The organism is Cupriavidus sp. CP313, assembly GCF_054072015.1.
In genome coordinates, this window is the sequence record NZ_JBSVZB010000009.1 from 55,457 (window position 1) to 69,281 (window position 13,825).

The 13,825-nt window shown below is 64.4% G+C and carries 9 protein-coding genes; 5 read left to right on the forward strand and 4 right to left on the reverse strand.

Annotation, left to right across the window (positions count from 1 at the left end):
• Positions 1-103: 103 nt before the first annotated feature.
• Complete coding sequence (locus tag ACW4E8_RS14735) at positions 104-1,264, reverse strand: NAD-dependent formate dehydrogenase (protein ID WP_456805160.1); 1,161 nt, start codon at positions 1,262-1,264, stop codon at positions 104-106.
• Positions 1,265-1,706: 442 nt separating this feature from the next.
• Between ACW4E8_RS14735 and selB the strand changes: the two genes are divergently transcribed.
• The 3 genes from selB to pyk all read left to right on the forward strand — a co-directional run bounded on the left by selB (position 1,707) and on the right by pyk (position 6,411).
• The gene (selB, locus tag ACW4E8_RS14740) at positions 1,707-3,617 is read left to right on the forward strand and encodes a selenocysteine-specific translation elongation factor (protein ID WP_456805161.1); all 1,911 of its coding nucleotides are present in this window, start codon (positions 1,707-1,709) and stop codon (positions 3,615-3,617) included.
• A gap of 231 nt (positions 3,618-3,848) precedes the next feature.
• Entirely contained in the window at positions 3,849-4,937 is a 1,089-nt protein-coding gene (gene apbC, locus ACW4E8_RS14745) for an iron-sulfur cluster carrier protein ApbC (RefSeq protein WP_456805162.1), read from the forward strand.
• 55 nt (positions 4,938-4,992) lie between these two features.
• Positions 4,993-6,411 (forward strand): pyruvate kinase, encoded by a 1,419-nt coding sequence (gene pyk, locus ACW4E8_RS14750; protein WP_456805163.1) that lies wholly within the window; start codon positions 4,993-4,995, stop codon positions 6,409-6,411.
• 56 nt (positions 6,412-6,467) lie between these two features.
• On the opposite strand, the gene ACW4E8_RS14755 is transcribed toward pyk, so the two are convergent.
• Positions 6,468-7,499: an AraC family transcriptional regulator ligand-binding domain-containing protein gene (locus ACW4E8_RS14755; protein WP_456805164.1), complete on the reverse strand. Its 1,032-nt coding sequence runs from the start codon at positions 7,497-7,499 to the stop codon at positions 6,468-6,470.
• Between the two features lie 126 nt (positions 7,500-7,625).
• Between ACW4E8_RS14755 and ACW4E8_RS14760 the strand changes: the two genes are divergently transcribed.
• Together ACW4E8_RS14760 and ACW4E8_RS14765 are read left to right on the forward strand one after the other, a co-directional pair.
• Positions 7,626-10,166: a flavin-containing monooxygenase gene (locus ACW4E8_RS14760; protein ID WP_456805165.1), complete on the forward strand. Its 2,541-nt coding sequence runs from the start codon at positions 7,626-7,628 to the stop codon at positions 10,164-10,166.
• Positions 10,167-10,633: 467 nt separating this feature from the next.
• Entirely contained in the window at positions 10,634-11,221 is a 588-nt protein-coding gene (locus ACW4E8_RS14765; RefSeq protein ID WP_456805166.1) for a helix-turn-helix transcriptional regulator, read from the forward strand.
• 203 nt (positions 11,222-11,424) lie between these two features.
• Here the strand turns inward: ACW4E8_RS14765 and ACW4E8_RS14770 are convergent, their stop codons facing one another.
• Entirely contained in the window at positions 11,425-12,666 is a 1,242-nt protein-coding gene (locus ACW4E8_RS14770; RefSeq protein WP_456805167.1) for an ABC transporter substrate-binding protein, read from the reverse strand.
• Positions 12,667-12,694: 28 nt separating this feature from the next.
• Positions 12,695-13,750 carry a cyclase family protein gene (locus tag ACW4E8_RS14775; RefSeq protein WP_456805168.1) on the reverse strand — a complete coding sequence of 352 codons (1,056 nt, stop codon included), beginning with the start codon at positions 13,748-13,750 and terminating at the stop codon, positions 12,695-12,697.
• Positions 13,751-13,825: the final 75 nt, after the last annotated feature.

Here is a 13,825-nt window from a genome sequence, read left to right on the forward strand (position 1 = left end):
CACATAAGCCTACACGAATTGTGTGGTGCCTCTGGCCATTCATTTTCTCCTGACCAGGCAGTATCAGTCGCCGTTGCAGATTGCGCAACGCCGGCGCTGGGGCTCACGTTAACTTGTAGGATCTGGCACCCGTGCCCGCAAGTCCGCCACCGTCAACGATGAGATATTCCTCGCGAATGGGGGTGCCATCGAAATAGCTTTCCAGGATTTCCAGCGTGCCAGCGGCATAGCGTGCCTGCGCGGAGAGCGAGGTCCCGGAGATATGGGGTGTCATGCCGTTGAAAGGCATGGTTCGCCAGGGATGATCCGGGGGGGCTGGTTCGGGGAACCACACGTCACCGCCATAGGCGGCAATATGGCCGGACTTGACCGCACGCACAACCGCGTCGGGGTCAACTAGTTCTGCGCGCGCCGTATTGATGAGGTAGGCGCCGCGCTTCATCCTGGCGAGCATCTTGTCATCAAAGAAATGCATGGTTGAGGGATAAAGCGGTATCTGCAGGCTGACAAAGTCCATGGTGCCCACGAGCGATTCGGCATCGGGGTGGAAAGTCAGGCCCAGCTCCTGCTCGATCTCCGGGCTGAGACGGTGCCGCTGGGTGTAATGCAACTGCAGGCCAAAAGGCTTGAGCCTGCGCAGCACCGCTAGACCGATCCGGCCGGCGCCAATCGTACCGAAATGCATGCCTTCCATGTCATAGCTGCGTGACACGCAGTCGGCGATGTTCCAACCGCCATCAACAGCGACCTCGTGTGATGGCAGGTAGTTGCGGACCAGCGCGAGCATCGTCAATATGACGTGCTCTGCCACGCTGATGCTGTTCGATCCCGTCACTTCGGCGACGGTGATGTGGGCACGCGCAGCAGCCTCTAGATCGACATGATCGGAGCCGATGCCCGCAGTCAGCGCAAGCTTCAGCTTCCTTGCCCTGGCGATTCGCTCCCTGGTCAGGTAAGCCGGCCAGAATGGCTGCGAAATAACCACTTCAGCATCGGGAAGATGCTTCTCAAACGCAGAGTCGGGCCCATCTCTGTCGCTGGTCACGATGAGTTCGTGGCCCAGTCCCTCCAGATAGCTGCGAAGACCCAGCTCGCCTGAGACTGACCCCACAAGTTCGCCGGGCGTGAATCCGAGCGCTGCCTTCGGGGCCGGGGCAGTCTGGCCGTTGTCAAATGTCGTGATCACCGGAATGTCATCGCGGACATAGTGCGGCGGATATCCGGAGACCGGATCCGGATAAAGGACACATAGGACTTTCGCCATGAGAGTTCGACTCCTTTCCTGCTTTGTGGCGACATGGTCGGCCAGCCGATCCAGACCGCTGAAGCAAGGCCCATGCCTGTGACGGCATCCCTGGGTAGTCGGGCGGTTCCGGCGCGCTGCAAGCGCTGCGGGCCCCCCGCGATGGACAAAATGTCCACGCTGGGCTAGGTCGTTCGGGTCAATCTGTCCATCCAGTTGTCACTTAAGGAATCTCTTATAGGCAGGCAAAGAATCGCTGAATTTACCTTAAGTGGGCGGGCAGATATCTTGTCTCCAACGATGAAGGAACACTATGCGCAGCGGTATCGGTGCACGCTTGAGCAAGCCTCATCAGCCATTCAAACAAGATAGAGGAGACCATGCATGTTCACGACGAGGATATTCCGGCGACAGTCCCTGATGGTCTCCGTCGCGTCAGGCTACCGGGCTACCTGACGCAGCCATGATCGTCGGCACGGCAGGACATATCGATCACGGCAAGACCAGCCTGGTCAGGGCGCTGTCGGGCATGGATACCGACCGCCTGAAGGAAAAGAAGGCGCGCGGCTTCTCGATCGAGCTTGGCTATGCGTACGTGCCGCTCGAGAACGGCGACGTGCTCGGCCTGGTCGATGTCCCGGGCCACCAAAAGCTTATTCACACCATGGCCGCGGGCGCATGCGGTATTGACTTCGCGCTGCTCGTGGTCGCCGCCGATGACGGCGTGATGCCGCAAACGCGCGAGCACCTGGCCATTGTGCAACCGCTCGGTATCCGGCGCGGCGCGATTGCGCTGACCAAGGTCGATCGCGTGGATGACGCGCGGCTGCGGCAGGTGCGAGAGGAGATCGCGTCGTTTCGGCGCGGCAGCATGCTGGAAGATGCACCGGTTTTTGAAACCTGTGCAACGCGCGCCGACGATCCGGGTGTGAACGCGTTGAAGCGGCACCTGCACGCCGCCGCGGCTGCGTCGCGCATCAAGCGCGACGACGGGCTGTTCCGCCTTGCGGTTGACCGGGTCTTCACGCTTGCCGGACAAGGGACGATCGTGACGGGAACCGTGGTGTCCGGGCGCATCCATGTCGGCGACAGGGTGTTGCTCGCGCCGAAGAACGAGTCTGTGCGCGTGAGCAGCATCCATGCGCAGAATCGTCCTGCTGCTGCCGGACGGGCGGGGCAGCGCTGCGCGCTGAATCTGGCCGGCATCGACAAGGGCGCGATTGACCGCGGTGACTGGATTGTCGATGTGCGCCTGGCGCAGGCGTCGGAGCGCATCGATGTGATGCTGACCCTGTTGCCCGACGCCCCAGCGCTGGAGCACTGGGCGCCCATGCATGTTCACCTGGGCACGCAGCACCAGGTGGCGCATGTCGCGTTGCTCGATGGCCCGACGCTTGCCCCCGGCCAGCGCGCGCGCGTGCAGCTTGTGTTCGAGCGGCCGGTGTGCGCGCTGCCTGGCGATCCCTTTGTCGTGAGGAACGCGCAGGCTAGCCGCACCATCGGCGGCGGTGATGTACTGGATCCGTTCGCGCCCGCGCGCAAACGCCGTTCCCCGGCGCGGCTGGCGTGGCTCGACGCGATGCAGGCCATGCTTGACACTGGCTCGGTCGGGGCATTGCTCGATCAGGCGCCAAACGGGCTGTCGCGCGCGTTGCTGGAACGGCTGAGCGGCATGCCGGCGGCGGCAATCGAGCTGCCGTGTGACACGCGCGTGATTGAACTTCCGGGCGACGATGCCTTGCTGGTGTCCAGCGCGGGATGGCGGGCGCTGGCGGCGCGATTGACCACTGCGCTCCGGCAATTCCACCAACGCTCGCCGGATGTGCTCGGCCCGGAGGTGGCGCGTTTGCGCAGGATCGCCGCACCGCTGGCGCAAGACGCGTTGTGGAGTGCGCTCGTCGATGACGCCTGCGCGCGCGGCGAGATCGTCAGGAACGGCCCCTGGCTGCACCTGCCCGAGCACACCGTGACGCTCGACGATGCGGATCGCACGCTTGCCGCGACACTGCAGCAGGACATGAAAGCGGGGCGCTTTGATCCGCCATGGGTGCGTGAGCTGGCGAGCGCGCATGGCGTGCCGGAGGACAGGGTGCGGCAGCTGATGCGCAAGCTCGCGCGTCATGGCGAGACGTTTCAGGTCGTGCACGACCTCTTCTACGATCCGGAGGCTATTCGCGAGCTGGCCTTGTTTGCCGCTGCCGACGCCAGCAGGAACGCCGGCACGGTCGTCGCAGCGGCGTTTCGCAATGCCACCGGGCTCGGACGCAAGCGTGCAGTTCAGGTCTTGGAATTCTTCGACCGTGTTGGCTATACGCGCTTCGACCGTGGCCGGCACCTGGTGCGCACGGACAGTCGTTGGCTGGACCTGCTCTGACAGGCGACGACTGATGGATTCCTCCACTGGAAGGCATCGCCTTCTTTCTACCGTCAGGCGTCCTCAGGCGGGTGCGGCATGGCCCGCGCTTAAGGCATTCCTTATGCAGGGGCCAAGAAACTCTGAATTTACCGGATGGGGGTGGCCGGATAATCTTTCCAGCATTGCAGCCACGCCGCCAAAGCACGCCTGGTGCATGCCTCCCTACATTCACCAGCAGCGGAGTATGTCTTGAGCGTCAGCCCTGAGCAGGTCACCGAAGCCCTGCGCACCGTCATCGACCCCAATACGGGCAAGGACCTGGTGTCCACCCGCTCGGCCAGGAATATCCGGGTCGACGGCCGCGATGTATCGCTGGAAGTCGAACTCGGCTACCCCGCGAAGAGCCAGTTCGATCCGATCCGCAAGCTGGTGGTGGCTTCGTTGCGGCAAGTGCCGGGCGTGAGCAATGTCAGCGTGGCCGTGACCATGAAGATCGTCGCGCACGCGGTGCAGCGCGGCGTCAAGCTGCTGCCGGGCGTGAAGAACGTGATCGCGGTGGCGTCGGGCAAGGGCGGGGTGGGCAAGTCCACCACGGCCGTGAACCTGGCGCTGGCGCTGGCGGCAGAAGGCGCGCGCGTCGGCATGCTCGACGCAGACATCTATGGCCCGAGCCTGCCGATGATGCTGGGCATCGACGGCCGCCCGGAATCCGCCGACGGCCAGACCATGGAGCCGCTGGAAGGGCACGGCCTGCAGGCCAACTCGATCGGCTTCCTGATCGAGCAGGGCAACCCGATGGTATGGCGCGGCCCGATGGTGACCTCGGCGCTGGAGCAGCTGCTGCGCCAGACCAACTGGCACGACCTGGACTACCTGATCGTCGACATGCCGCCGGGCACCGGCGACGTTCAGCTGACGCTGTCGCAGAAGGTGCCGGTCACCGGCGCGGTGATTGTCACCACGCCACAGGACATCGCGCTGCTGGATGCCAGGAAGGGCCTGAAGATGTTCGAGAAGGTGGGCATTCCCATCCTGGGCATCGTCGAGAACATGGCGGTCTACTGCTGCCCGAACTGCGGCCATGTCGAGCATATCTTCGGCCAGGGCGGGGGCGAGAAGATGTGCGCCGACTACGGCGTGGACCTGCTGGGCAGCCTGCCGCTGACCCTGCAGATCCGCGAGCAGGCCGACTCCGGCCGCCCGACCGTGGTGGCCGAGCCCGACAGCCCGGTGGCCGAGATGTACCGCGCCATCGCGCGCAGGGTGGCGATCAAGATTGCCGACAAGGCGCGCGACATGACCAGCAAGTTCCCGAGCATCGTCGTACAGAACACCTGACCAGGGTGAACGATTTACGCGCGGCTCCCGTCGCGCGCTGACATGGAGCAATGGCATGAGACGCCTTCGCAACGCCAAGATCGTGGCCACGCTCGGTCCCGCGAGTAGCACCCCACAGCTCATCGACGCGCTGTTCGAGGCCGGCGCCGATGTCTTTCGGCTCAACTTCAGCCACGGCACCCATGACGACCACCGGCAACGGTTCGAAGCCATCCGCGCCGTGGAGCGCGAACGGGGCCGTCCCATCGGTGTGCTGCTCGACCTGCAGGGTCCGAAGCTGCGCATCGGCACCTTCGCCGACGGGCCGGTGCAACTCGCCGCGGGGGCCGGCTTCCGGCTGGACCTGGACAGCGCGGCGCCCGGATCAGCCAACCGGGTCAGCCTGCCGCACCCAGAGATCTTCGCCGCCCTGAGCGAGGGCGTGGAGCTGCTGCTGGACGACGGCAAGATCCGGCTGCGCGTCGACCGGTGCGGCGCCGACTTCGCCGAGACGACGGTCATCAACGGCGGCCCGCTCTCGGACCGGAAGGGGGTGAACGTGCCGGACGCGGTGCTGCCGCTGTCGGCCATGACCGAGAAAGACCGGCGCGACCTCGACTTCGGGCTGGCGCTGGGCGCGGACTGGATCGCGCTGTCCTTCGTGCAGCGGCCGGAAGACATCCGGGAGATCAAGGCAATCGTCAACGGCCGCGCCGGCATCGTGGCCAAGCTGGAGAAGCCCGCCGCCATCCAGAGCCTGGACCTCATCGTCGCCGAGGCCGATGCCATCATGGTCGCGCGCGGCGACCTCGGCGTGGAGATGCCCGCCGAGCAAGTGCCGTCGCTGCAGAAGCAGATCGTCCGGGCGTGCCGGAAGGCCGGCAAGCCGGTCATCGTTGCCACGCAAATGCTCGAATCGATGATTGCCGCCCCCGTGCCCACCCGCGCGGAAGCGTCAGACGTGGCGACCGCCATCTACGACGGTGCCGATGCGGTGATGCTGTCGGCCGAGTCGGCTTCCGGCCGGTATCCGGTGGAGGCGGTGCGCATGATGAACAGCATTATCTCCCGCACCGAATCCGACCCGCTGTACCGCGACGCCATCGAGGCATCCCACACCCCGCCGCGCGCGGAAGCGGCCGATGCCATCGGCTACGCCGTGCGGCACATCGCGCGCTTGCTCAGGGTGCCGGCGACGGTCGCCTATACCAGCTCGGGCTACTCGGCGCTGCGCATGGCGCGCGAGCGGCCGCAGGTGCCCATCCTCGGCATGACGCCCCGGATGACCACGGCCAGGCGGCTGACGCTCACCTGGGGCGTGCACGCCGTGCTCTGCCGCGAGGTGGTGGATGTGCTGGAAATGACCGATCTGGCCAGCAGCACTGTGCTGGCCGAGGGGTTTGGCGAAACCGGGCAGTCCATCGTCATCTCCGCCGGGCTGCCGTTCCTGGTGGCGGGAACCACCAACCTGCTGCGGATCGCGCAGATTCAATGAGCGCCGCTTCCTGGCAACTGAATGGAACGGATGTCCCGATGACGAACGAGATATTGCTAGCGCGAGGCGCGATCGCGAAACGTGGTGGGCGCGACGCCGTACCAACGCTTGAATGCCTGCGAGAAGCTTGATAAATCGCTGAAGCCCAGCCTCACTGCGATCTCCGTCAGTGTCAGGCTGTGGTCGAGCAGCAATTGCTTGGCAAAGCCGCCACGCGCTTCGGCGAGCAACGTTCTGTAGCTTGTCCCCTCGTCTTGCAAGCGGCGCTTCAATGTGCGCTGACTGGTATTCATCAGCCGCGCCATGTCTTCCAGTGTGGAAGACATGGCGCCAGGCACCACGTTCAGATACTGGCGAATCGTGGCGGCGGCGCCGGCCCGGACCCGTCGCGATTCCATCAGGCGGCCACACATCTGCTCGCACATCGAGACCGTAACGGGATCAGCCTGCGGCAGCGGCCGGCTCAGGAGTGCCCGGTCGAATGCCAGGCTGTTCAGCCGCGCGGAGGTGTCCGGGCTCATGCCGAAGACGCGCCTGACGATTTCGGACGCCTGCCCCATCGGTACCCGATTTGCCTTGAGCGTGAACCGGGCCAATGAAAACGCATCGCCGCAAACCTCCCGCAGCAGCACTGCCGCTGCTGCCATGTCCCGCTCGACCAGGAAGCGCCTGAGGTCACCAGCCAGATCAGGCTCCGCAAAGCCAAGAACGCCAAGCGTGCCGTCCTCGTGATACGAAGGGGCGGTGAAGGCATAGGTCAGCGGCAGGAATCGCAGCGCCAGCGCGAGCGCGTCCGCTGCCGTGGCGCTCGCGATCAGGCCGTAGCCCCAGAGGCCGTAGGTCGAGAAGTGATAGCGCGCCCCCACCTCGAAGCCGAGCCCGCCCGATGGCTGCTTCAGCTGACGCAGCAGGTTGCTGACCACGGACAGTTCTTGCTCGGCAGTGACCTCGACATTCGGATCGCCCAGTTGCAGGGCAGAAAGCCCGCTTCCTGCAAGCAGTCCGGGCGCGGACAGTCCGCGCTCTACGCCGAAATCGACCAGCAGCCGCGCGCTGGCCGGACTCCGGGTGAAGTCCCAGAAGTTCATACAGGGAAACCCTAGGTGAGCCGGTTTGGCCCAAATACTAAAGCAATTGTCCCGTCCCAGCATTGGTGCTTTCCCGTGTCAAACGCAATATCCGGGCTATCAAGTCGGCGCATAAGGAAGCCCAGCATGCATGCATCTGATTTCAACCAGGGCCCGGAAGCCGGGCAGCCACTGGCGGCCATCATCATTGGGGCCGGGTTCGCCGGCATTGGCATGGCCGTCGCCTTCCAACGTGCGGGAATCAAGGACTTTGTCATCCTGGAACGTTCGCATGACGTCGGTGGCGTGTGGCGGGACAACAGCTATCCGGGCGCAGCCTGCGATGTACCCTCGCACCTGTACTCATTCTCTTTCGAGCCCAACCCGAACTGGTCGAGCACCTTTGCACCGCAGGCCGAAATCCACGCCTACCTGCGACACTGCGCGCAGAAGTACGGGTTGGGGTCGCACATCCGGTTCGGTGCCGAAGTCGCCGGTGCAAGGTTTGACGAGCCGGGTTCCCAATGGCTGGTCGACCTCGTCGACGGCACGACCCTGCGTGCCGCACTGCTGGTCAGCGGGACCGGTCAACTGAGCCGGCCCGTTTCCCCCAAGTTGCCCGGGCTGGAGGCTTTCAAGGGGCGCACCTTTCACTCCGCGGCCTGGGATCATGGCTATTCGCTCGCGGGAAAGCGCGTTGCCGTGATTGGAACGGGGGCCTCCGCCATCCAGTTTGTCCCCGCCATTTCCGACCAGGTGGAGACGCTGACGGTTTTCCAGCGATCGCCGGCCTATATCGTTCCGCGGCCCGACCAACCCTACGGCCCGATGCAGAAGACCTTGTTCAGCCGGCTGCCGTGGACGATGAAGCTCCATCGGGCCGCCATCTATGTCCGCTACGAAGCCCGCGCCCTGGCGTTCACACGCTTTAGCGGCATCATGCGCCAGGCCGTCGGCAGGCCCTTTCAGCGGCTGCTCGCCAGACAGGTGCCGGATGCCGCGCTGCGCGCCAGGCTGACACCTGACTACCCGATCGGCTGCAAGCGCATCCTGTTATCCAGCGAGTATCTTGCCGCGCTCAGCAAGCCCAATGTAGAGCTGGTGACCGACGGCATCCGCAGGGTGACAGAGAACGGTATCGAGACTGTGGACGGTGTCAGTCATCCGGTTGACGCCATCATCTATGGCACCGGATTCGCCGCGACTGAGTTCCTGTCGCCCATGCGCATTACGGGCCGGGCGGGAAGGGTCCTGAACGACGCATGGCGCGGCGGTGCCCAGGCGTACCTCGGACTCACGGTGCCGGGCTTTCCGAACTTCTTCATGCTCTACGGGCCGAATACCAACCTTGGCCACAACTCGATCGTGTACATGCTTGAGAGCCAGATTGCGCACGTCATACGTTGCTGCAAGGCCATGCGCGCCGCCAATGCGACAGCGATAGAGGTGGACGATCGCCGCTACCAGCGCTTCAACGCAGGCATACAGCAGCGCCTGGCCAACTCGGTCTGGAGCGGCTGCAAGAGCTGGTATGTGGATGCCAACGGCCATAACAGCACTAACTGGCCAGGCTTCACCCTGACATATCGGTGGCAAACCAGGTTTTCGAGTCTTCAGGCCTATCTTTTCACGCGACCGCTGCCTGAAGGGCACGCCGGCAGGGCAGGCGCCATCGTCGTCGAGCCGCAAGCCGCACTGGAGAGATTGAAGGCCGGACTCTTGCGCGGACTGCTGCGTGCAAGCTTCCGGCCGCTCGTGGGGCCACCTTTCGGGGCGGGCTTCCAGCGGTGCGTTGTGAGCCTGCTGTCCCCGCTCATGCCTGGCGTGAATGACGTGATCCGCTACCGAAGTGCCGCCGAGGATGTGCCGGTCGAGATCGTTGCGCCAAAAACGGCAGAGGGCGGTGCCGTCATCCTGTACCTGCATGGAGGCGCCTTCTGCCTGGGCGGGCCCAATACACACCGGAGCATCACGACGCGCCTGGCCGTGGAATCGGGCATGCCGGTCTGGGTTCCGGACTATCGGCTCGCGCCCGAGCATCCGTATCCCGCTGCATTGGACGATGCGCTCGCCTGCTACAGGACCTTGCGAGGCATGGGCTACGCGCCGGAAAAGATCGTCGTTGCGGGGGACTCGGCAGGCGGGGCGCTTGCCTTGGCCCTGGCGCTCGCCCTGAAGGAACGCGGCGTGCCGGCGCTCGCGGGCTTGCTGCTGATTTCACCCGTCACGGACGACTCGCTGGGCGGAGCCACATTGGCGACCCGACGCCGCATCGATCCGATGATCCGCAGAGGCTGGCTGGAACAGGGACTGCGCTGGTATCGCGCACCCCATGGCCCTGCGCCGCTAAGCCACCTCAAGGCAGACCTGAGTGGGCTGCCGCCCATGCTGATCCAGGTAGGTGACCAGGAGATACTTCTTTCAGACTCGACCCGGCTGGCCGACCACGCCGCCGCGTGCGGCGTGCCATGCCGGCTTGAAGTGCATTCCGCACGCTGGCACGTATTCCATCTCCAGTCGCGCTACCTTCGATCCGCGGCTCATGCCTTGCGCACCCTGGGCAACTTCGCGCGCGAACGCGTGGGAGAAGGAGGCCCGGAAGCGAACACCCGGGCAACCGACGATTCCGAGGCTTTCCGGCGGCAACTCGCCGTCTCTGACCTTTCCACCCCGGCAACATCCTCATGACCAGATGTACGCCCCGGGGTATTGCGGCGGCGTTGCACGGTCCCCGCTGACAGGGGTCACTGCCACCTCTGTCAGCGGGCCGGGCCGCTCCCCTTCCTGACCTCGACCCCCCCTCGCAAGAGGCAGGAAATGCTGAGGCTTCGTTCATTTGCCCCAACTCTCGTTGACTACGGATTTGGAAGACCCTGGCGGGGCCATTATTATGTGACCGAAGCACCGGGCAAATGATCGGCATGATGGTATCGAAACCGTGCAGAAGGTAATAGCCTGCTAATCAGCAGGGTGCTTTTGGAGTCGTGCGGCTTGGTTAATGTCTAGCCGGCTCGCAAGCCTTGAACGGTCTTAGCGATGCCAGCGCTGTACATGCGCTCGCGCGTGATCTAGTCTTCACGTTGACCCAGCGGCGTTCGGAGGAACCCGGGCGAAGGGTCCAATCAAAGCGCCAGCATCGGGGGGTCTGGACTGCCATGAGTATCGAGATCGGAAAAGACATCACCGAGTTCGCGGACCATCTGCTGGACGCCGTATTCCTGGTCGACACAGGCGGCCGCATCCAGTATGTCAGTGCAGCCTGCGAGGGCATTTTTGGCTATACACCGAAGGATATGGCGGGCGAGTTCATCATCGATCTCGTCATGCCTGCCGACCGGGACCGGACCATTGTCGAGGCCAAGCAGGTCATGTCGGGAAAGAAGCGGATCGGTTTTGAAAACCGCTATCGCCACAAGGACGGCAGTGCCGTCCATATCATGTGGTCCGCCGGATGGCTCCAGTCGGAACGGCTGCGCGTCGGGGTTGCCCGAGATGTCACTGCGCTGAAGAAAGAGAGCATTCTTGACCTTGGGCTGGCGCTTTCTTCCGTTCCGTTGGCGCCCCACGAGCAGAAAGTCTTGCGGCTACTATTGACCGACGCATCGGAAAAACAGATTGCCCAGCGCCTCGGGCTGGCCGTTTCCACGACCCATTCCTATGTGACCGGCATTTTCCGGAAATTCGGCGTCAGGGGCCGTGCCGGATTGATGAGCCTGTGGCTGGAGAACCTGACCAGGGATTAGTCGTAGCGGCAAACCGAACGCTGGATGTTTTCCAACGGCACAAATCCTAGTTTGTATTTGTCTGATACAAACTAGGATTTGTGCTTGTCGGAATTCGGCGCGGGGTTCGGACACCACGTTGCATGCCGCCGCTAGCCGGCACATATTCCATCTTCATTCGCGTACTTCGGGCCTCCAATCCGATATCCCCACCGGCGCCGCCATCAGCGCCTGACCAGCGAACACTGCGATTTCGACACCGGCATGAACGCCTGCTCGCCCGGTACCGTGGCCAGTACCTTGTAGTAGTCCCACGGGTATTTGGACTCGGCCGGCGTCTTGACCTCGAACAGATACATGTCGTGAATCATGCGGCCGTCTTCGCGGATGCGGCCGTTCCTGGCGAAGAAGTCGTTGATGGGCATCGACTTCATCTTCTTCATCACCGCCGCAGTCTCGTCGGTACCCGCTGCCTGCACGGCCTTCAGGTAGTGCGTCACCGATGAATACGCACCTGCCTGGCTCATGTTGGGCATCTTCCTGAGCTTGTCGAAATAGCGGCGCGACCAGGCTCGGGTGGCATCGTTCATATCCCAGTAGAAAGCTTCGGTCAGCACCAGCCCGGAGGCGGTCTTCAGGCCGATGGCGTGGATGTCGTTGATATAGAGCAGCAGGCCCGCCATGCGCTGCGTGTTGTTGCGGGTCAGGCCGAATTCAGAGGCGGCCTTGATCGCGTTGACGGTATCGCCGCCGGCATTGGCCAGGCCCACCACCTGTGCCTTGCTGGCCTGCGCCTGCAGCAGGTAAGAGGCAAAGTCGCTGGTGGCCAGCGGGTGGCGCGCGGCGCCAAGCACCTTGCCGCCGGTCTCGTTGATGACGGCGGTGGCCGAGTCCTGCAGCGTATGGCCGAAGGCGTAGTCCGCCGTCAGGAAGAACCAGGACTTGCCGCCGCGCTGCACCATCGCGCGCGCGGTGGTGTTGGCCAGCGCGTAGGTGTCGTAGGCGTAGTGCACTGACACCGGCGTGCACAGGTCGTTGGTGATGCGCTCTGTGCCCGGGCCGGAGAACACCACGATGCGGTTCTTCTGTCTTGCAACCTCAAGCACCGCCAGCGCTGGCGCCGACGCGGCCACGTCGAGGATGGCATCGACATTGGCGGTGTCGAACCACTCGCGCGCCTTGTTGGCGGCGATATCGGCCTTGTTCTGGTGATCGACCACCACCAGCTCGATCTTCTTGCCCAGCACCTTGCCGCCGAAATCGTCGATGGCCATCTGCGCGGCAGTGGCGCTGCCGCGGCCGGTGACATCGGCATACAGGCCGCTCATGTCGAGCAGCATGCCGATCTTGACGACATCGTCAGAGACGGCGGCCCTGGGCTGGGCCTGGGCGGTGCCGCAGGCAAGCGCCGCGGCGAAGGCGAGGGCGCTGGCGGCAATGCGGCGGATCGCGTGGCGATGGTTCATGGTGTCTCCCTGATTTATTGTTGTTGGCTCATACCGTGGCGATGGGCGTGACCGGCGAGCCCACTGCGCCGGGCAGGCGCAAGGGCGGGGCGGTCAGCTGGAAGCGCGTGCGGCCGTTGGCGCGCAGCCAGTCCGCCAGCTCGCGCAGGTACCACAGCTCGCCCAGCGGCAGGCCCAGCTTGAACAGGCAGTGGTGGTGCAGCGGCAGCAGCGGGTGGCGCTTGTCGCCATCGGGCGCGGGGCGTGCGGGGTAGCGTTCCACTGCGTAGTTGTCGGCGATCAGCGCGGCGATGCCGGCATCGGTGATCCAGTTCAGCAACTTGTCGTCGCGGCCGTCGAGCGCACAGCAGCTGTGGTGCAGCACGGCTTCATCGGGGTTGCGCTGCATCGACAGCACCACCTCGGCAAAGCCGGTGCGCAGCAGCAGCATGTCGCCGCGTTCGACTTCCACCTTGCCGGCGTCCAGCGCGTGCATCAGGTCGTCGTAGCCGACATTGCGGAAGTCCATGCCGAAGGTGTGCGCCAGGTCCACCAGCACGCCCCGGCCCTGCATGCCCTTGACCGCGAAGTTCTCGATGCCCAGCGCCTGCGCGGCACTGTGGTCGTGGCCGCAAGGGTGCGCGGCGAAGTTGTCGTCCTCGGCATAGTCCACCGGGCCGACGATATGCTCGTTGGCGCGGTAGCCGTTGTAGTAGACGCGCTCCGGGCGGCCGTCCCCGTCGGCATCAAACAGCGCGCCCACGTGCGCCAGCGCATCCCATTGCGTGCTGTACTGCAGGCACAGCAGCACCTGGTCGTCGCTGATGACGTCGGTGGCGGCCGGGTCCATCTTGGCCAGTGGGAAGTTCACATAGGGGATGTCGTCGCGGAAGGTGGGCCGCAGCACCGGCGGATGCCGGCGCGGGTTGAGCTTGTTGCCGCCGGGGTAGTCCAGCGGCAGCGACAGGCAGAAGCTGATGCCGGCCTGCACCTCGCGCGCGCCTTTGACCACCTGCTCCGGGCCGATCAGGTTGATGCGGCCGAGCTGGTCGTCGGGGCCAAAGTCACCCCAGTTGGAACCTTGCGGACGTTGCTTCCAGCGCATGAGTCATGCCTCCTGTCGTGTGCGTGGCCGAGGGGCGGCCGGTGTATGGGGTATCAGTGCGGCGTGGTTGCGCGA